This window comes from Streptomyces sp. 891-h (genome assembly GCF_022760275.1).
In the GTDB taxonomy this organism is placed as follows: Bacteria; Actinomycetota; Actinomycetes; order Streptomycetales; family Streptomycetaceae; genus Streptomyces; species Streptomyces spirodelae.
This window is the reverse complement of record NZ_CP050693.1, coordinates 1,698,690-1,717,928: the sequence shown is the minus strand read 5'-3', so window position 1 is coordinate 1,717,928 and position 19,239 is coordinate 1,698,690. Positions and strand designations below refer to the sequence as shown.

The following is a 19,239-nucleotide window of genomic DNA, read 5'->3' as shown; positions in this document are numbered from 1 at the left end:
AGGGGCACCTCCGCGTACCCCTCGCCCCTGAATCGCCGCTCCGCGAAGCGGAGGGTGGGCAGCGCAGCGCACTGTGCCCGGTGGCGCTAGATTGAGGGGATGCCGTTGTCCTCTCTTGCGGAGCGCCACACCACCGCCGCGAGTCACAAGGAACCCGCGGTGAACTGGACGCGGCTCATCGCCGTTCTCCTCGCCCTCACGGTCGTCACCCGTATCCCCTCCTTCGTACGCACCCCATGGAATCCGGACGAGGGGTATCTGGCCACCCAGGCGCGCCAACTGGCCGACGGCGGCGTGCTCTACGACACCGTGGTCGACCGCAAGCCTCCCTTCGTGCCCCTGCTCTACCGCGGTGCCTTCGCCGTCTTCGGTGACGGCTCGCTGTGGCCGGTGCGGATGGCGGCCATCGTCGCCGTGCTGGTGGGTGCGGCCCTGGCCGCCTCGATCGCGGCGCGGCGCTGGGGGCAGCGGTCGGCGTGGACGGCCGGTGCCTGCTACGTCTTCCTGACGATCGGGCTCAAGCCGGAGGACACCCAGGCGGCAACGTTCGAGGTCTTCATGCTGCCCTGGACGGTCGCGGCGATCTGGTACGCCGAGCGGGCCCGCTGGCTCGGGGCCGGGCTGGCGGCGGCCGGAGCGGTGCTCTCGAAACAGACCGGTGGTGCCGTACTGCTGCCGGTCCTCGTCCTGCTGTGGCAGCACCGGGCGGGCTGGGGCGCCTTCGCCCGGGTCGCCGCGGGAGCGGCGCTCCCGGTCGTGAGCGCTGCTCTGGCCTTCGACCCGGGCCGGTTCCTGTACTGGATCGCGACCGGGTCGGGCTCGTACCTGTCCGCCGAGGGCGCCGGGCTCAAACCCGTGCTGCGCGCCCTCGCCGGCGTCGGGCTGCTGACGCTCGCCGCTCTCCCGCTGGTGGTCGCCCTCGTCCGCGTCGTACGCTCGCGCGCCGCCGTGCCGCCCGCCGGCCGGGCCCCGCTCAGCGGCACGGCAGATCTGTGGATCTGGCTGGCCGCCTCGCTCGGCGCCGCCACCGTCGGCTTCCAGTTCTTCGGGCACTACTTCCTGCAACTCGTCCCGCCGCTCGCGCTGCTGGGCGCCGCGGCGCTGCACGAGCTCACCGCCCGCGCCGCCACCGCGGCGCTCACCGCCACCGCACTGGTGGCCTGCGGCTACGTCGGCTGGGGGTTCACCGACAGCCGCGCCGAGGTCGACCACGCGCGCCGGCTGGCCGACACCGTGCGCTCGTACACCGACCGCAAGGACCGGGTGCTGCTGTGGGGCATGCACCCGGAGGGGTACTGGCTGTCCCAGCGCTCGCCCGCCTCCCGCTATCTGACCGCCGGGTTCCTCACCAACTTCAGCGGCGGCCGGGGCGAGGCGCGGGTGGGCGAGCGGTACGCGATGGACGGCGCCTGGCCGCACTTCGAACGGGAGCTGCGGCGGCGCCCGCCCGAGCTGATCGTCGACGACTCGCGCGGCAAGCGGTACGGCGTCCAGCAGATCCCCACCCTTCGCCGGCACCTCGCCCGCCACTACGAGAAGGTGGCCACCATCGACGGCTCCTCGTTCTACCTGCGCAACCGCCCGGAGATCCGCACCTCCCGGGCCGGCCACGCGCCACACCGCCGCTGAGGGTGCCACGCGCGCCGGGCCGTGTTCGCTTGTCCAGTTGCCGCTCCCTTGTTGATCGTCTGCTGTTTCCCTGCGGTGGCTACGGTCGCCCCGCGTGCGTCGCGTCGATGCGCGCGGGGGAAGTCCCACGACGCAGGGCTACGGGGAGGACAGCTTGTCGTTCGAGCAGGAGTGGGCCGGGCTCAAGGCCGCGTACGCGCCCGAGGGGACGGCGCACTTGCGGCTCGCCGGGGCCGACGGGCTCCAGGGAGGCGGCGGTGGTGGCATCGGAGGCGGGCCGAACCCGAAGCAGCGACTCAATGTGACCGGATCCGTGCTGCGGGGTCGGGCGGGCCGTGCGGAGACCGTGCGGGGACAGTTCCTCAAGGCGGACGACGAGGTCATGCGCGAGACCGGGCAGATCACCGGAACCCTCAAGGGCTTCCGTACGGACGCCGCGATCGCCACCTTCCAGGAGCGCTGGCGCGACCAGATGAGCTACGTCAAGCAGCAGTTCAGCAGCACCGCTTCCGCGCTGCGTACCGCAGCGGGCGCGTTCGAGACCGAGGATCACCGGCGCAAGAAGGACATCGACCGTGCCGCCGGTACGAAGGACAGCCACGCACCGGCCGGAGGTGGCCGCTCGTGAGCGACCAGCTCGGCTACACCGACGTACGTCATGCCGACCTCACCCCGCTGGACGAGGCGGTCGGCAAGTGGAAGAACGCGCCGGGCAAGTTCCAGCAGGTCGCGACCAACTTCCAGACCGAGGTCGTCAAGGGCCTGGCGAACTCCGACTTCGAGGGGGAGACGGCCGAGGCGGCGTGGCGGAAGTTCCGCGCCGTCAAGGCCGAGCTGCTGGCGGCACAGGAGGAGTCCCGGCGGGTGCACACGGTGCTGTCCGAGGCGCTGTCGAAGTTCCGTGCCGCGCAGAAGGAGCTCGAGGCCATCGAGGACGAGCTGGAGGGGCACAAACACCTCAAGCTCAACAAGAAGGACGGCACCGTCGAGCTGAAGCTCACGGACGAGGAAGAGAAGTCCCGTGTGGCTTACTCACAGGCGTACAGCGCGGTCATCGCCGGTTACTGGTTCCGTACCAGCGCGGCTCTCGAAAGCGCCGACCAGGCCGACCAGGACCTCGCCCAGGCGCTGACCACCGACGTCAACGGCGCCGCGCGCGGCTTCAACGACCACGCGTACGACAGCCTCAAGGCCGCCCGCGAGCACTCCGCGCAGGACCTCAAGGAGGCCCTGCACCTGGCGAAGGCCGAGAACGGCAAGATGTCCTCCGACCAGTTCGAGCGGCTCACCGCGCTGGTCACCCGGCACAGCCAGGACCCGGAATTCGCCGAGCGGTTCGCCACCAAGCTCGGCGCCCAGCGGACGCTGCAGCTGTGGTACAACGCCACCCACCCGCACAATGAGCTGTACCCGGACACGAAGATCGACGACAAGGCGTGGTGGAAGTCGGCCAGGACGCTCCAGGACTCGCTCAGCACCACGCTGGCCACCGCCTCGCACGCGGACTCGCCGCAGATGCGCCAGTGGCAGAACGACATCATCGCGCTGGGCGACAAGCGGCTGGAGAGCAGCGGCGGCAGGACCCACCCCTTCGGCTTCCAGCTGATGAGCAACCTCATGCACTCGGGCACCTACGACAGCGGCTTCCTCAACCGCTACGGTGACCGGCTCGTCGCCTGGGACAAAGAGCTCAACACCCGTGAAAACTATGCCTACTGGGCCAACAGCGCCGATACCGACGACCTCGACCCGTCCGGTGAGCCCGGCGACACCGGCCACGACGCGATGGTCGGCTTCCTGGAGGCGCTCGGCCACAACCCCGAAGCCTCCACCGAGTTCTTCGCCCAGCCGGACTCCGTCAACGGCGCCGTTGACCGGGACTCCGAACTCAACGACCACCTCAAGTATCTGACCGAGGACCGCAACTGGATCTTCGACGGCAACACCCAAGCGGGCCCGCGCCGGCTTCCCGGACACGAGGCGCTCGGCCACGCGCTCACCGCCGCCACGACCGGCTACGCCTGGGACGATCCGCAACTCAGGGGCGCGGACCCGGAGATCTTCGCGCACGGCGGCAACCGGCGCACCGCGGCCACCGCCGGGGTGATGGAACAGGTCGTCCACGTCTACAGTGGCGAGGACGGCCCCAAGCTGCTGCACGACCAGCCGGCCCTCGCCGCAAGCCTGGGCGCGATGGGCGGCGCCTATGTGGACGACATCAACCGTGCCGTCTCCGGCGTGGGCGACTCGCTGCAGAGCGACGGTGCCTTCCCGCCGGGCTACCGGTCCCCGGCACAGTTCAGCCGCGACCAAGCGGTGGATTTCCTCAGCGTCCTCGGCCAGAACGAGACCTCGCACGGCCTGATGAACCAGGCCGAACACCTCTACACCCTGGACCGGTTGGCCCACGACCCGCCCTCCGGCAGCGACGAGGCCTGGGCAACGGGGCGGCGGGTGCTGCTGACCGAGGCCGAGGCACGGGGCACGCTGGACCACTCCCGGGTCCAGCAGATCGAGGCCCGGTACGCCGCCGACAGCGCCGAGGCACAGAAGGCGTTCGCGGAGTCGGCCGACTGGACCCGCGTCGGTATGAGCACCGGGGCGCCGGCGCTCGCCAACGGAATACTGAGCGTGGTGGGCAAGAGCGGGCCCTGGGGCGTGCTCGTTCCGCTCGTCCAGGCGGGCGGCGTGGAATGGGCGAAGCAGTTCCACGACGACGTTGTTTTCGGGGGGCCGGATCTGCCCGATCCACCGCGGAACAAAGATCAGTTCTTCGCTCGCGGTGAGCACGATCTCGGCGCCACCGCCGAAAAATACCTGGAGAAGTACGGCAAGGGTCCCGATGTGACCGGAGATCTCGCCGACGACATCAAGTCCAAGTACCTGGCCATCGGCCCGCAGGGCAACGCCTTTGAAGGCCGCGAGCCCTATACAGGGTGAAAGAGCCCTGCCCTGCCCTTGAAGGAAAACACCGGCCGAAACCACGGGCGAAACCCGATAGAAACGGCGGAAGGGCAGGGCAGGGTTACCGCCTTACTCGGGGATGCTGGCCAGTCCCGGCTCCAGGAAGCGGCGCCCGGTGGCCCGCTCGCTGACACCCGCGCGGTCCAGGTAGGGGGTCACTCCACCGAGGTGGAAGGGCCACCCGGCACCGGTGATCAGGCACAGGTCGATGTCCTGGGCCTCGGCCACCACGCCCTCGTCCAGCATCAGCCGGATCTCCTCGGCGATGGCGTTCAGCGCCCGCTCCCGCACCTGCTCCTCGGTCAGCACGGTGCTGCCGACCTCGAACAGCGAGGCGACCTCCGGGTCCAGCTCCTGGGTGCCGGGAACGTACAGGTTCCGCTTGCCGGCCTCCACGACCCGCCCCAGGTTCTCCGAGACGGCGAACCGGTCGGGGAATGCCTCGTGCAGCGTGCCGGCGACGTGGTGTGCGACGGCGGGGCCCACCAGCTCCAGCAGCTGGATCGGCGACATGGGCAGCCCCAGCGGCGCCAGCGCCCGGTCGGCGACCTCGACAGGCGTGCCCTCGTCGATGGAGCGCAGCACCTCGCCGAGGAAGCGGGTCAGCACCCGGTTGACGACGAACGCGGGTGCGTCCTTGACCAGTACGGCCGTCTTCTTCAGCTTCTTGGCGACGCCGAAGGCGGTGGCCAGCGAGGCGTCGTCGGTCTTCTCGCCCCGCACGATCTCCAGCAGCGGAAGGATCGCCACCGGGTTGAAGAAGTGGAAGCCCACGACCCGCTCGGGGTGCTTGAGCTGCGAGGCCATCTCGCTGACCGACAGCGAGGAGGTGTTGGTGGCGAGAATGGCGTGCTCCGGCACGGCCGCCTCGACCTCGGCGAACACCTTCTGCTTGACGCCCATCTCCTCGAAGACGGCCTCGATGACGAAGTCCGCGTCGGCGAACGCGGTGGCCTTGTCCAGGGAGCCGGTCACCAGGGCCTTGAGGCGGTTGGCCTTGTCCTGGTTGACACGGCCCTTGAGCAGCAGCTTGTCGATTTCCTCGTGGCAGTAGGCCACGCCCTTGTCGACCCGCTCCTGGTCGATGTCGGTCAGTACGACCGGCACCTCCAGACGGCGGGCGAACAGCAGCCCGAGCTGCGAGGCCATCAGCCCGGCGCCGACGACGCCGACCTTGGTGACCGGACGCGCCAGGTCCTTGGAGGGGGCGCCCGCCGGGCGCTTGGCGCGCTTCTGCACCAGGTTGAAGGCGTAGATGCCGCTGCGCAGTTCGCCGCCCATGATCAGGTCGGCCAGCGCCTGGGTCTCCTCCTCGAAGCCCTTGCGCAGGTCGCCGTTCTTGGCCGCGGCGATGATGTCCAGCGCGCGGTAGGCGGCCGGGGCCGCACCGTGCACCTTGCTGTCCGCGATCTGCTTGCCGCGCTCGACGGCCGCGTCCCATGCCTCGCCGCGGTCGATCTCGGGGCGTACGACGTCGATCTCGCCCTTGAGGACGGACGCCGTCCAGCGCAGCGACTCCTCCAGGAAGTCGGCGCCCTCGAACAGGGCGTCGGCGATGCCCAGTTCGTAGACCTGCTTGCCCTTGAGCTGGCGGTTCTGGTTGAGCGAGTTCTCGATGATGACGCTGACCGCGCGGTCGGCGCCGATCAGGTTCGGCAGCAGCGCGCAGCCGCCCCAGCCCGGCACGAGGCCCAGGAAGACCTCGGGCAGCGAGAAGGCGGGCAGCGCGGCCGAGACGGTGCGGTAGGTGCAGTGCAGCCCCACCTCGACACCGCCGCCCATCGCCGCGCCGTTGTAGTACGCGAACGTCGGCACGGCCAGGTTGGCGAGCCGGACGAAGACGTCGTGGCCGCCCTTGCCGATGGCGACCGCCTCCTCGTGCCGCTTCAGCAGCTCGACGCCCTTGAGGTCGGCGCCGACGGCGAAGATGAACGGCTTGCCGGTCAGCCCGACGCCGACGATCTCGCCGTCCGCCGCCTCCTTCTCCACCTGGTCGATGGCGGCGTTCAGATTGGCCAGCGACTGCGGCCCGAAGGTGGTGGGCTTGGTGTGGTCAAGGCCGTTGTCCAGCGTGATGAGGGCGAACCTGCCCGCCCTGCCGGGCAGGTCGAGGTGGCGTACGTGCGCCTGGGTGACGACCTCGTCAGGGAACAGCTCGGCCGCGCCCTTCAGCAGCTCAGCGGTGCTCATTCTTACTTGCCCTCCCAGTGCGGGTTCTCCCAGATGACGGTCCCGCCCATGCCGAAGCCGACGCACATGGTGGTCAGGCCGTAGCGGACGTGCGGCTGCTCCTCGAACTGACGGGCGAGCTGAGTCATCAGCCGCACGCCGGAGGAGGCCAGCGGGTGGCCGAAGGCGATGGCGCCGCCGTACTGGTTGACGCGCGGGTCGTCGTCGGCGATGCCGTAGTGGTCCAGCAGCGCGAGCACCTGGACGGCGAACGCCTCGTTGATCTCGAACAGACCGATGTCGTCGATCGACAGACCGGCCTTCGCCAGCGCCTTCTCGGTGGCCGGCACCGGGCCGACGCCCATCACCTCGGGCTCCACACCGGCGAACGCGTAGGACACCAGCCGCATCTTGACCGGCAGCCCCAGTTCCTGCGCCACGTCCTCGGCGGCGATCAGCGAGGCGGTGGCGCCGTCGTTGAGCCCCGCGGCGTTGCCCGGGGTGACCCGGCCGTGCGCCCGGAACGGGGTCTTGAGCCCGGCCAGGTTCTCCAGCGTGGTGCCCGGCCGCATCGGCTCGTCGGCCGTGGCCAGACCCCAGCCGGTCTCACCGCCCTCGGGCGAGGTGCGGCGGATGGAGATCGGCACCAGGTCGGGCTGGATCTTGTCGTTCGCGTACGCCTTGGCCGCCTTCTCCTGGCTGCGCACCGCGAAGGCGTCGGCGCGCTCCTTGGTCAGGTGCGGGAAGCGGTCGTGCAGGTTCTCGGCGGTCATGCCCATGAACATCGCCGACTCGTCGACCAGCTTCTCAGAGACGAAGCGCGGGTTGGGGTCGACGCCCTCGCCCATCGGGTGGCGGCCCATGTGCTCGACGCCGCCGGCGACGACGAGGTCGTACGCGCCGAAGGCGATCGAGCCGGAGGTCGTGGTCACGGCCGTCATCGCGCCCGCGCACATCCTGTCGATGGAGTAGCCGGGGACGGTCTTCGGCAGCCCCGCGAGGATTCCGGCGGTGCGGCCCAGGGTCAGCCCCTGGTCACCGATCTGGGTGGTCGCCGCGACGGCGACCTCGTCGATGCGCTCCGGAGGCAGGTCGGGGTTGCGGCGCAGCAGCTCACGGATGCACTTGACGACCAGGTCGTCGGCGCGGGTCTCGTGATAGATGCCCTTGGGGCCCGCCTTGCCGAACGGTGTGCGAACGCCGTCGACGAAGACGACGTCCCTTGCGGTACGAGGCACTTTGGCTCTCCTCCAGGTGCGGCCAGGGGTCTGTCACTCCCCATGCTACTTGCCAGTAACCGCCTGGCAAGGGTCGCCCTCGTCACGGCTCACCATGTGCCGGTTGTGGGCATCTGTTCCGGGGGTGCCCCCTTACGCGGAAGCGGTCAGCGCCACGCGCAGCAGCTCCGCGGTTTGGGTGATCTGCCATTCGCGGGCGCCCAGCGCACGCAGGGCCGCGGCAACCGAGTCGACGGAAACCTCCGCCGGAGGCTCCCAGCACAGGCGCCGCACCGTGTCAGGCGTCAGCAGATTCTCCTGCGGCAGGTTCAACTCCTCCGCGTGCTGTGTGACCGCCGCGCGCGCTGCCGCGAGCCGGGCCGCCGCCGCCGGGTCCTTGTCGGCCCAGGAGCGCGGCGGGGGCGGCCCATTGGTCGCCTGCGACTGCTGCGGCAGCTGCTCCTCTGGCAGCGCGCGGGCCCGCTCGACGGCCGCCTGCCACTGGTCGAGCTGCTTGCGGCTCATCCGCTGCCCGAACCCGGGCAGCGCGGCCAGCGCTCTGGCGTTGGCGGGCATCGCCAGCGCCGCCTCCACGATGGCGGCGTCGGACAGCACCTTGCCCGGCGAGACGTCCCGCTTGCGCGCCACCGCGTCCCGCGCCTGCCACAGCTCCCGTACGACAGCCATCTGGCGGCGCCGCCGCACCTTGTGCATGCCGGAGGTGCGCCGCCACGGGTCCTTGCGCGGGGGCGGGGCCGGGGCCGCGGCGATGGCCGCGAACTCCTCCTGGGCCCACGCCAGCTTCCCCTGCCGGGACAGCTCCTGCTCCAGCGCGTCCCGCAGATCGACCAGGAGTTCCACGTCCAGTGCCGCGTACCGCAGCCAGGGCTCGGGCAGCGGCCGGGTGGACCAGTCCACGGCGGAGTGGCCCTTCTCCAGGGCGTATCCGAGTACGTTCTCCACCATGGCGCCCAGCCCGACCCGGGCGAACCCGGCGAGGCGTCCGGCCAGCTCGGTGTCGAAGAGCCGCGTGGGCCGCATGCCTATTTCCCGCAGGCACGGCAGATCCTGGCTGGCGGCGTGCAGCACCCACTCGGTGCCCGCCAGGGCCGCGTCCAGGCCGGACAGATCGGGGCACGCGACGGGGTCGATCAGCGCGGTGCCCGCGCCCGCGCGGCGCAGCTGCACCAGATAGGCCCGCTGTCCGTAGCGGTACCCGGACGCGCGTTCGGCGTCGACGGCCACCGGGCCGCTCCCCACGGCGAAGGCGTCCGTCACCCGCGCCAGCTCCTCGGCCGTCACGGTGACGGGCGGGATCCCCTCGCGTGGTTCCAGGAGAGGGACCGGCGCCGGCGCTGCGTCCTGGAGGTGGGCCTGAGCTGCGGATGCTGATGCGGTCTCTTGGGCGTCGGTCACCAGTCAAGGGTATCCGCGCGCACGCAATGGCGAGCGCCCGCCGACGGAACGTTACGTCGACGGGCGCCCGGAAAGCCGAAAAGCGAGGGAGGCAGGGGGGTACCGGAGAGTAGGGGTGGGGGGATCAGTGGATGATGCCTGTCCGCAGGGCGACGGCGACCATCCCGGCACGGTCGCCGGTGCCCAGCTTGCGGGCGATCCGGGCGAGGTGGCTCTTGACCGTCAGCGCCGAGAGGCCCATCGACACACCGATGGCCTTGTTGGACTGGCCCTCGGCCACCAGGCGCAGCACCTCGACCTCGCGGCCCGACAGCTCCCGGTAGCCGCCCGGGTGGCCGGGGCCACCGGGGCCGCCACCCGGCCTGCGGTGCATCCGCGCGGCAGCGGCGGCGCCGATGGGTGCGGCACCGTGCCGGGTGGGCAGCGGGCCGCCCAGGTTGGTGCGGGTGCCGGTGACGACATAGCCCTTGACGCCGCCGGCCAGGGCGTTGCGTACGGCGCCGATGTCGTCGGCGGCGGAGAGCGCCAGGCCGTTGGGCCAGCCCGCCGCTCTGGTCTCGGACAGCAGGCTGAGCCCGGAGCCGTCGGGCAGGTGGACGTCGGCCACGCAGATGTCGCGTGGGTTGCCGATTCGGGGACGGGCCTCCGCGATGGACGACGCCTCGATCACGTCCCGTACGCCGAGAGCCCACAGGTGGCGGGTCACGGTGGAACGGACGCGGGGGTCGGCCACGACGACCATGGCCGTCGGCTTGTTCGGGCGGTAGGCGACCAGGCTTGTGGGGTGCTCAAGGAGAACAGACACCGGGCCTCCTGGGGGAGTGGCTGTGGGGGACGGATCCGAACGAGTCGGGTATTCCGCGTGAAGGGTCACAGACTCCTTCGGCACCTTCTCCACCCCTCTTTAGAGAAAGATCACGAATTAGTGACCCGAATTTCCACAATGCCGTTTCCCCGGGCATTTTCCACCGCTGGAAAGATTCCTTTGTCTACACAGAGACCGACGGTCCGGTGCCTGGAATTGTCCAGCGTCTTTGTAGACAAAACGCCGCACCCGAAGGGTGCGGCGATGCAGAGAGGGCGCGCCCCGTCCCGCCCGACTCAGCAAGGGGCACCCCCTCATCAGCACAAGGGGGTGCCCGTCAGTACAGCGGAGGGGTCAGGCCCTAGCGCGGCCCCCGGCGCTGCGGCAGCTGCACCACCGACGTACCCTCACCTGTCTCGGGCGGCAACCCCGCACACTGGCAAAGGAGTTCGCACCACGCCGTCAGATGCGCGGCCGCATCCGGCGTGGCGCCCTCCGGCGTCCAGCTCGCCCGGATCTCCAGCACCTCCTCGGCGGCACGCTCCGCCAGCCCGCCGAAGTACGCGGAACTCGACCGTGTCACCGTCCCGCTCGGCTCCCCGTACCCGGCGCCCCGCGCCTCCAGCGCTCCGGTCAGCCATGTCCAGGTCACCTCGGGCAGCAGCGGGTCACCGGCGATCTCCGGCTCCAGCTCGGCCCGGCCCAGGGTGACCACCCGGAAGGTGCCCTGCCACGACTCCTGGCCCTGCGGATCGTGCAGCAGCACGAACCGCCCGTCGGCCAGCTCGGCCCCCGCGTCGTCCGGCTCCGTCACCGTCGCCTCCAGTGCGAAGGAGTACGGTGCCAGCCGCCGGGGCGCGGGGAGCGTCGAGAGCCGGACCTCGGGGCGCGGCCGGGTCTCGCTCAGCGCCTCGACAGCCGCCCGGAAAGGGGGCGGCGAGGAGTCCCCGCCCCCGCCGCCGGAGCCTCCCGTCCCGCTGGTGTCTTCCACTCCGCCGGAGCCTCCCGCCTTCGCCGCCCGAGCCGCAGTCATGGCCCGAAGAGTAGGCGGACGGCGGGCCCGAGGCTGGTAGGGACACCCCATTAGGCCATGGGAGACTTCGGGTGTGAGTGGAAACGACCGCCCTGAGGGCCAGCCGACGCAGACATCTCACGCCGCAGCGGGCGCCGCGGCGGACAAGACGTCCGCACCGTTCCTCCGCGCTTGCCGACGTGAGCCCGTGCCGCACACGCCGGTGTGGTTCATGCGACAGGCCGGCCGCTCACTGCCGGAGTACCGCAAGGTGCGCGAGGGCATCGCGATGCTCGACTCGTGCATGCGGCCCGACCTGGTCGCCGAGATCACCCTGCAGCCCGTGCGCCGGCACAAGGTGGACGCCGCGATCTACTTCAGCGACATCGTCGTCCCCCTCAAGGCCATCGGTGTCGACCTGGACATCAAGCCGGGCGTCGGCCCCGTCGTCGAGAAGCCCATCCGCACCCGCGCCGACCTGGAGCGGCTGCGTCCCCTGGACCCCGAGGACGTCTCGTACGTCACCGAGGCCGTCGGCATCCTCACCCGGGAGCTGGGCGCCACCCCGCTCATCGGCTTCGCCGGTGCTCCCTTCACGCTGGCCAGCTACCTGGTGGAGGGCGGCCCCTCCAAGAACCACGAGCGCACCAAGGCCCTGATGTACGGGGACCCCGAACTGTGGGCCGATCTGCTGGACCGGCTCGCCGACATCACCGCCGCGTTCCTCAAGGTGCAGATCGAGGCCGGCGCCAATGCTGTGCAGCTGTTCGACTCGTGGGTGGGTGCGCTCGCCCCTGATGACTACCGGCGCAGCGTCCAGCCCGCCTCCCGGAAGGTCTTCGAGGCCGTCGCCGGCTACGGGGTGCCCCGCATCCACTTCGGCGTCGGCACCGGTGAGCTGCTCGGTCTCATGGGGGAGGCCGGCGCCGATGTCGTCGGCGCCGACTGGCGGGTGCCGGTGGACGAGGCCGCACGCCGGGTCGGCCCCGGCAAGGCGATCCAGGGCAACCTGGACCCGGCCGTCCTCTTCGCGCCCCGCGAGGCCGTGGAGCGCCAGGCCGCGCACATCCTGCAGGCCGCACGCGGGCTGGAGGGGCACATCTTCAACCTGGGCCACGGGGTCCTCCCGGACACGGACCCCCAGGCCCTCACGGACCTGGTGGCGTACGTGCACGAAAACAGCTCGCGCTGAGGGCGGACGGACTGGTTCCGGCCCACAGCCCGGGGGGTCAGCTCTCCCGGACGGCGGCGGCCGCCTTGCGGGCCGCAACGAGCACCGGGTCCCACACCGGGCTGAACGGCGGGGCGTAGCCCAGGTCCAGAGAGGTCATCTGCTCCACCGTCATACCCGCGTGCAGGGCGACCGCGGCGATGTCCACCCGCTTCCCCGCGTTCTCACGGCCGACGATCTGGACGCCGAGCAGCCGCCCCGAGCGGAGTTCGGCGAGCATCTTGACGTGGATCGGCCGGGTGCCCGGGTAGTACCCGGCCCGGGTCGTCGACTCGATCACCACGCTGGTGAAGCGGAGCCCGACGGCGGCGGCCTGCGCCTCCAGCAGACCCGTCCTGGCGATCTCCAGGTCGCACACCTTGCTGACCGCCGTGCCGACCACGCCGGGGAAGGTGGCGTAGCCGCCGCCGATGTTGGCGCCGATGACCTGGCCGTGCTTGTTGGCGTGCGTGCCCAGCGGCACGTGCTGGGCACGCCCTGAGACGAGGTTGAGGACCTCCACGCAGTCGCCGCCCGCCCAGATGTTCTCCTGGCCGCGCACCCGCATCGCCAGATCCGTCAGCAGCCCGCCCGACTCGCCCAGCGGCAATCCCGCCTCGCGCGCCGGCTCGGTCGCCGGCCGCACGCCCAGCCCCAGTACGACGACGTCGGCCGGGTACTCGGCGTCCTGGGTGGCGACCGCGCACGCGCGTCCCCGCTCGTCGGTACGGACCTCGGTGACGGCGGCGCCCAGCACCGTCTCGATGTCCATCGAGCACATCGCCTCGTGCACCAGCTTGCCCATGTCCGGGTCGAGGGTGGACATCGGCTGCTCGGCCTTCTCCAGCACCGTCACCTGGTAGCCGCGCCGCACGAACGCCTCGGCCATCTCCACGCCGATGTAACCGGCGCCGACGACGACCGCCCTGCGCGGGGAGTCGCCGCCGGACTCCACCCTCCCCTCCAACGCGTCCAGCAGCCGCTGACCGTCGTCCAGCGTCTGCACCCCGTACACGCCCTCCGCGTCGATGCCCGGCAGCGGCGGGCGTACCGGGACGGCGCCGGTGGCCAGCACCAGCTGGTCGTAGCCCACCCAGCGCTCGGCGCCCTCCTGCTCCCTCACCCGGACCCGCTGGCCGGCCACATCGAGCTCGACCGCCTCGGTACGCATCCGCAGATCGATGCCGCGTGAGCGGTGCTCCTCGGGCGAGCGGGCGACGAGACTGTCCCGCTCGGCGACCTGACCGCCCACCCAGTAGGGGATGCCGCAGGCCGAGTACGAGGAGAAGCGGCCCCGCTCGAAGGCCACGATCTCCAGCTCTCCCGGGCCCTTGAGCCGGCGTGCCTGCGCGGCGGCCGACATGCCCGTCGCATCCCCGCCGATGACCACCATCCGCTCCGCTGCCGCCATCGCGGACGCTCCTTTCGCCGTGCGGGCCGCGCCGCCCACCGGACCCGCTGTCACTGACAGGGCCCACGCTATGCGCCGGATACCGTTCTGCGAGACTTGCCCGTATGCACGTACTTGTCATCGGGGGCGGTATCTCCGGGCTGGCCGCCGCGCACCAACTGCTGGCGTCCGGCGCGCGGGTGACCCTCGCCGAGGCCGACACCCGGCTCGGCGGCAAGCTGCGTGTGGGCAGCATCGCCGGAACGGCCGCCGTCGACCTGGGCGCCGAGTCCATGCTGGCCCGCCGCCCCGAGGCGGTGGAGCTGGCGCGCGCCGTGGGTCTGGGCGAGCAGCTCCAGCCGCCGTCCGTCGCCGGGGGCGCGATCTGGACGCGCGGCGCCGTACGGCCCATGCCCAAGGGACATCTCATGGGCGTACCCGGCGATCCGAGCGCGGTCAGCGGGGTGCTCTCACCCGAGGGGCTGGCCCGGATCAGCGAGGACGGGCGGCTGCCGCGCACCGAGCTCGGCGCCGACGCGGCCGTGGGCAGCTATGTCGCCGAGCGGCTCGGCCGGGAGGTCGTCGACCGGCTGGTGGAACCCCTGCTGGGCGGGGTGTACGCCGGTGACGCGTACCGCATCTCGATGCGCGCCGCCGTCCCGCAGCTGTACGAGGCGGCGCGCGGCGAGCGCTCCCTGCTGGCCGCGGTACGCGCCGTGCAGGACCGCGCCGCCGCCACGCCCGCACCCGCGGGGCCGGTCTTCATGGGCATCGAGGGCGGCGTCGGACGGCTGCCCCAGGCCGTGGCCGACGCCTGCGCCGCCAAGGGCGCCGACATCCGGCTGAACACTCCGGTGCGCGAGCTGCGTCGTACGACCACCGACGGCGGACCCGGCTGGCTGGCCGTGACCGACTCCGAGGTGCTGAACGCCGACGCCGTCGTACTGGCCATCCCCGCACCGGCCGCGGCCAGGCTGCTGGCACCGCACGTGCCCGCGGCGGCCACGGCGCTCGACGCGGTCGAGTACGCCTCGATGGCCCTGGTCACCCTTGCCTTCCGCAGGTCCGAGGCGGACCGCGTACCGGACGGCAGCGGCTTCCTGGTGCCGCCCGTGGACGGCCGCGCCATCAAGGCCGCCACCTTCTCCGCGCACAAGTGGAGCTGGGTCGCCGAACAGGACCCCTCCCTGTTCGTGCTGCGCACCTCGCTGGGCCGCTACGGCGAGGAACACCTGCTCCAGCGGGACGACGCCGAACTGGTGGAGCTGTCGCTGCGCGACCTGCGCGCAGCCACCGGGCTGGACGCGCGCCCCGTCGACACCCTTGTCTCCCGCTGGGACAGCGGACTGCCGCAGTACCCGGTCGGACACCTCGAGCGCGTGGCCGCCGTACGGGCGGCCACAGACGCGCTGCCGGGCCTCGCCGTGGCCGGCGCCGTCTACGGGGGCGTGGGGATTCCCGCCTGCGTGGCCGACGGCCGGCGAGCGGCCCGGCACGTACTGCAAGCAGCCGCATCGGCTGAGTCGGTCAACGAGAACGGTGAGAAGACACGCCATGAGTGAGGCACCGCAGAAGTCGCCCAACGCGGGCAAGAAGGCCAAGGACCTCAACGAGGTCATCCGCTACACCCTCTGGTCGGTCTTCCGGCTGCGCGACGTACTCCCCGAGGACCGCGCCGGGTACGCGGACGAGGTGGAGGAGCTGTTCGGCCAGCTCGCCGCCAAGGACGTGGTCGTCCGCGGTACGTACGACGTCTCCGGGCTGCGGGCCGACGCCGACCTGATGATCTGGTGGCACTCGGAGGACTCCGACGCGCTCCAGGACGCCTACAACCGCTTCCGCCGCACCGGGCTGGGCCGCGCGCTGGAGCCCGTCTGGTCGAACATGGCGCTGCACCGCCCCGCCGAGTTCAACAAGTCGCACATCCCGGCCTTCCTCGCCGACGAGGAGCCGCGCGCCTATGTGAGCGTCTACCCCTTCGTGCGCAGCTATGAGTGGTACCTGCTGCCCGACGAGGACCGCCGCCGGATGCTCGCCGACCACGGCAAGATGGCCCGCGGCTTCCCGGATGTCCGGGCCAACACCGTGCCGGCCTTCTCGCTGGGCGACTACGAGTGGATTCTCGCCTTCGAGGCCGACGAGCTGTACCGCATCGTCGACCTGATGCGGCACCTGCGCGGTTCGGAAGCGCGCAGGCATGTGCGGGAGGAGATCCCCTTCTTCACGGGCCGCCGCAAGGCGCTGCGCGAACTGGTCGCGGGGCTCGCGTAGCCAGGACCCTTCCGGACAGGGCACCTCTTCCCGGCCCCACTAGCGGAGCACTCCCACACCGGCGCCCGGCAGCGCACGTTGCCGGGCGCCCGGCTTCGGCTCGGGCCGCGCCGCGCACTCCGCGTGGGTGCCCGGCGTCTTGCCGTCGAGGAGGTACCGCTCGATGTGGGCGTCCACGCAGGGGTTGCCGCCGCTGACCCCGTGGTTGCCGGCGCCGCGCTCGGTCACCAGGGCGGACCCGGCCAGCCGGCGCTGGGTCTCCAACGCGCCGTTGTACGGCGTGGCCGCGTCGCGGGTGGCGGCCACCAGCAGTACGTCAGGGAGCTCACCCGCGTCGGCGCCGACGTCCAGCGGCTTGTCCGGCTGCGTCTTCCAGTAGGCGCACGGCAGGTTCATCCAGGCGTTCTCCCAGGTGTTGAACGGTGCCACGGCAGCCGTCGCGGAGTTGTCCCTCTCCCAGCGCTCCCAGTCGCGCGGCCAGGGCGCGTCCTGGCACTCGACCGCGTTGTAGACGGCGTTGCCGTTCTCCTCGCTCTGCGCCTTCTCCATCTTGGGCGCGGCCAGCTTCACCAGCGGTTCCGGGTCGCCGTCGCGGAAGTCGGAGAGGGCCTGTGCGTACGGGGCCCAGGTGACGTCCGCGTATCCGGTGTCCAGATAGGTGGCGATCAGTTCCTTGGAGCCGACCGTGCCGCCCGCGGGCCGCCGGTCGACGGCCGCCCGCACCGCGTCGAAGGAGCGCTGCACCTCCTGGGCCGTGTGTCCCAGGTGGTAGGTGTCGTGGTGCCGGGCGACCCAGCTCTTCCAGTCCGTCCAGCGCCGCTCGAAGGCGCGGTTCTGGTCGAGGTTGGCCTGGTACCAGACGCTGTCCGGCGAAGGGTCGACCACGCTGTCGAGCACCAGGCGGCGGACGTGGCCGGGGAAGAGCGTGGCGTAGACGGAGCCGATGTAGGTGCCGTAGGAGACCCCGAGGTAGTTGAGTTTGCGCTGCCCCAGGGCCGCGCGCAGTACGTCCAGGTCGCGGGCGTTGTTCGGCGTGGTGTAGTGCCGCAGCCGGTCGGGCTGGGCCTTGGCGCAGCCGGCGGCGTAGGCCGCGGCCTTCCGCTTCATGGCCTGCTTGAACTCCGGGCCGGGGCGCTCGGGGGAGTGGTTGGGGCCCTTGAGGAACTCCGCGGGGTCCTGGCAGGAGAGCGGGTCGGAGCGGCCGACGCCTCGTGGCGCGTAGCCGATGAAGTCGTAGCTCGCGTTCAGGCGCTTCCACAGGCCGCCGAGCTTCGAGTAGAGGGGGAACTTCATGGCGCTGCCCCCAGGGCCGCCCGGGTTGTAGACGAGCGCACCCAGGTGCTGGTCGCTGCCGCCGGTGGCCCGGGCCCTGCTGACGGTGAGGTGGATCTGCTCGCCGTCCGGCCGGGCGTAGTCGACCGGGACCGAGACGGTGCCGCACTCGATGAAGCTGGGCAGCCGCTCGGCCGGGGGGCAGTGCCCCCACTCGATGCCGCGATCCACCGCGTCGGCGGCCGCAGCCTTGACACCGGCCGACTCCGGTACGCGCCCGGACGGCGGCCAGGCGCCGCGGTCGGCCGCCATGGAGGCGGGCGCCAGGGTGAGGGCCAGGGCACCGACTGTCGAGGGGATCGCTGCTGCGCGCACTGAGGCTCCCGCTGTGTGTCGCTGTCGCTCCGTCAGCCATGCCCCAGGGCACCGCCGCTCATATTTGATGCTCAGCGGCTCATACGCAGATGTAAAGGATCACCTACCGGTGTCGCGGAACACCGCCCGATCGGGGCGATCCGGGCGAGGGTGGGGGCCGGCGCCGGAGGCCACCGTCGGCGGGGCTGATATCAGCGTGGCCGCGGGCCCGCGCGGTGCTTGTACCAGCGCTTGAGCTCCCTGCGCGAGCGCCGGGGGAGCCGGGCCTCCTCGAGTGCGTACGCGGCGAAGTGCAGTGCGTCCCAGCGGTAGTTGGCCGTCATGGGCCGCCCTGTCGCGTACGCGGCGAACAGGGCGCGGTACTCCTCCTCGCCGAGGAGCTCCGGCAGCTGAGGCGCCACCTTCGCGACGATGTCGGCGCGCTTGGCCCGCAGCGCCCTGGCCTGGATCTCCAGCCTCTGCCGGTCGAAGCCGGGCGGCGCGGGCGCGCCGGCGACCAGCGCCGACAGCAGCGCCGCCTGGTCACGGCTCAGCCGGGCCCGCGCGTCATCGGACACCGGTGGCCCCCTGCCGCGCGGCGTCGGCCGCGGCCTCGGCCACAGCGCGGATCCGGTCCAGCTCCGCTGCCAGCTCCGCCACCGGAGGGAAGTTCTCGTCCCGCTCCAGCAGCACCCCGGGCGGTACCGTCCTGGCGCACAGCTCCGCCAGGACGTCCAGCACGGGTCCGGTCACCGGGTGCCCATGGCTGTCGTGCCAGACGCCGCCGCGTTCGACACCGCCCGCCACATGGACGTAGCCGAGTGCCTCCAGCGGCAGCCGGTCCAGCGCGGCCACCGGGTCCTCGCCGCGGTTCACCCGATTGGTGTGCAGGTTGGCGACGTCGATCAGCAGGCCGACGCCGGTGCGCTCGACCAGCTCGGCCAGGAACTCGCCCTCGGTCAGCTCCTCGTGGGGCCAGCTGACGAGTGCTGCGATGTTCTCCACGGCCAGCGGCACCGGCAGCGCCTCCTGCGCGATACGGATGTTCTCGCACAGCACGTCCAGCGCGTCCCGGGTGCGGGGCACCGGCAGCAGGTGACCGGCCTCCATCCGGGGGAGGCCCGTGCTGCCGCCGCCGGCTCTGACGAACGCGATGTGCTCGGTCACCAGTGGAGCGTCCAGCGCCTCGGCGCACGCGGCGAGTGCGGCCAGCCGCTCGGGGCAGGGGCGCTCGGCGCCCCCGAGGCCGAGCGTCACTCCGTGCGGCACCACCACGGTGCCGCGCTTCCGCAGCCGCAGCAGCGAGTCGGGCAGATGGCCCGGACACACGTTCTCGGCGACGACCTCGACCCAGTCGATACCCGGCAGCGCCTCGATGCCGTCCGCGATCTCGGGACGCCAGCCGATCCCGGTGCCCAGCCTCTCCATGGCCCGCTCCTCCCCCGTGGCTGCGTCAGGACTCCTGCTCCGCGAGCACCGGTTCATGCGCGGAGCACGGCTGTTCAGAGCTGAACTTGAGCTTCGGGCGGA

Annotated in this window: 13 protein-coding genes and 1 pseudogene; 6 read left to right on the top strand and 8 right to left on the bottom strand. The window is 71.7% G+C overall.

Annotation, left to right across the window (positions count from 1 at the left end; translation table 11 throughout):
• The first annotated feature begins 159 nt into the window (after positions 1-159).
• The 3 genes from HC362_RS07235 to HC362_RS07225 all read left to right on the top strand — a co-directional run bounded on the left by HC362_RS07235 (position 160) and on the right by HC362_RS07225 (position 4,569).
• Positions 160-1,629 carry a glycosyltransferase family 39 protein gene (locus tag HC362_RS07235; protein ID WP_243083098.1) on the top strand — a complete coding sequence of 490 codons (1,470 nt, stop codon included), beginning with the start codon at positions 160-162 and terminating at the stop codon, positions 1,627-1,629.
• Between the two features lie 154 nt (positions 1,630-1,783).
• Positions 1,784-2,257, top strand: a complete 474-nt coding sequence (locus HC362_RS07230) for a type VII secretion target (RefSeq protein WP_243083097.1) — start codon at positions 1,784-1,786, stop codon at positions 2,255-2,257.
• Positions 2,254-4,569, top strand: coding sequence for a hypothetical protein (locus HC362_RS07225; protein WP_243083096.1), 2,316 nt, complete (start codon positions 2,254-2,256; stop codon positions 4,567-4,569). Before HC362_RS07230 ends, HC362_RS07225 begins: the two co-directional genes overlap by 4 nt.
• 93 nt (positions 4,570-4,662) lie before the next feature.
• On the opposite strand, the gene HC362_RS07220 is transcribed toward HC362_RS07225, so the two are convergent.
• The 5 genes from HC362_RS07220 to HC362_RS07200 form a co-directional block, all read right to left on the bottom strand.
• Positions 4,663-6,783: a 3-hydroxyacyl-CoA dehydrogenase NAD-binding domain-containing protein gene (locus HC362_RS07220; protein ID WP_243083095.1), complete on the bottom strand. Its 2,121-nt coding sequence runs from the start codon at positions 6,781-6,783 to the stop codon at positions 4,663-4,665.
• A gap of 2 nt (positions 6,784-6,785) precedes the next feature.
• Positions 6,786-8,000 (bottom strand): acetyl-CoA C-acyltransferase, encoded by a 1,215-nt coding sequence (locus HC362_RS07215; protein ID WP_243083094.1) that lies wholly within the window; start codon positions 7,998-8,000, stop codon positions 6,786-6,788.
• Between the two features lie 132 nt (positions 8,001-8,132).
• Positions 8,133-9,395: a ribonuclease D gene (locus HC362_RS07210; RefSeq protein ID WP_243083093.1), complete on the bottom strand. Its 1,263-nt coding sequence runs from the start codon at positions 9,393-9,395 to the stop codon at positions 8,133-8,135.
• Between the two features lie 124 nt (positions 9,396-9,519).
• Positions 9,520-10,200 carry a response regulator transcription factor gene (locus HC362_RS07205; RefSeq protein WP_099884917.1) on the bottom strand — a complete coding sequence of 227 codons (681 nt, stop codon included), beginning with the start codon at positions 10,198-10,200 and terminating at the stop codon, positions 9,520-9,522.
• 361 nt (positions 10,201-10,561) lie between these two features.
• Positions 10,562-11,233 (bottom strand): DUF3000 domain-containing protein, encoded by a 672-nt coding sequence (locus tag HC362_RS07200; protein WP_243083092.1) that lies wholly within the window; start codon positions 11,231-11,233, stop codon positions 10,562-10,564.
• Between the two features lie 73 nt (positions 11,234-11,306).
• Between HC362_RS07200 and hemE the strand changes: the two genes are divergently transcribed.
• Positions 11,307-12,404: a uroporphyrinogen decarboxylase gene (hemE, locus tag HC362_RS07195; RefSeq protein WP_243083091.1), complete on the top strand. Its 1,098-nt coding sequence runs from the start codon at positions 11,307-11,309 to the stop codon at positions 12,402-12,404.
• Between the two features lie 37 nt (positions 12,405-12,441).
• Here hemE and HC362_RS07190 read toward each other — a convergent pair whose 3' ends face one another.
• Positions 12,442-13,833: an FAD-dependent oxidoreductase gene (locus HC362_RS07190; RefSeq protein ID WP_243083090.1), complete on the bottom strand. Its 1,392-nt coding sequence runs from the start codon at positions 13,831-13,833 to the stop codon at positions 12,442-12,444.
• Positions 13,834-13,937: 104 nt separating this feature from the next.
• On the opposite strand from HC362_RS07190, the gene hemG reads away from it, so the two are divergent.
• Both hemG and hemQ read left to right on the top strand, forming a co-directional pair.
• Positions 13,938-15,374: a protoporphyrinogen oxidase gene (gene hemG / locus HC362_RS07185; RefSeq protein ID WP_243083089.1), complete on the top strand. Its 1,437-nt coding sequence runs from the start codon at positions 13,938-13,940 to the stop codon at positions 15,372-15,374.
• Positions 15,367-16,083: a hydrogen peroxide-dependent heme synthase gene (gene hemQ, locus HC362_RS07180; protein ID WP_243083088.1), complete on the top strand. Its 717-nt coding sequence runs from the start codon at positions 15,367-15,369 to the stop codon at positions 16,081-16,083. Before hemG ends, hemQ begins: the two co-directional genes overlap by 8 nt.
• 39 nt (positions 16,084-16,122) lie before the next feature.
• Here the strand turns inward: hemQ and HC362_RS07175 are convergent, their stop codons facing one another.
• Both HC362_RS07175 and HC362_RS07170 read right to left on the bottom strand, forming a co-directional pair.
• Positions 16,123-17,730: an alpha/beta hydrolase gene (locus HC362_RS07175; protein WP_243083087.1), complete on the bottom strand. Its 1,608-nt coding sequence runs from the start codon at positions 17,728-17,730 to the stop codon at positions 16,123-16,125.
• Between the two features lie 191 nt (positions 17,731-17,921).
• Positions 17,922-19,137, bottom strand: a pseudogene (locus HC362_RS07170) (DUF692 family multinuclear iron-containing protein).
• Positions 19,138-19,239: the final 102 nt, after the last annotated feature.

What these genes read in the sequence shown, in the direction of transcription:
- HC362_RS07220 (WP_243083095.1), bottom strand. Translation starts at nt 6,783, where the DNA reads ATGAGCACCGCTGAGCTGCTGAAGGGCGCGGCCGAGCTGTTCCCTGAC.
- HC362_RS07200 (WP_243083092.1), bottom strand. Translation starts at nt 11,233, where the DNA reads ATGACTGCGGCTCGGGCGGCGAAGGCGGGAGGCTCCGGCGGAGTGGAA.
- HC362_RS07190 (WP_243083090.1), bottom strand. Translation starts at nt 13,833, where the DNA reads ATGGCGGCAGCGGAGCGGATGGTGGTCATCGGCGGGGATGCGACGGGC.
- hemG (WP_243083089.1), top strand. Translation starts at nt 13,938, where the DNA reads ATGCACGTACTTGTCATCGGGGGCGGTATCTCCGGGCTGGCCGCCGCG.
- hemQ (WP_243083088.1), top strand. Translation starts at nt 15,367, where the DNA reads ATGAGTGAGGCACCGCAGAAGTCGCCCAACGCGGGCAAGAAGGCCAAG.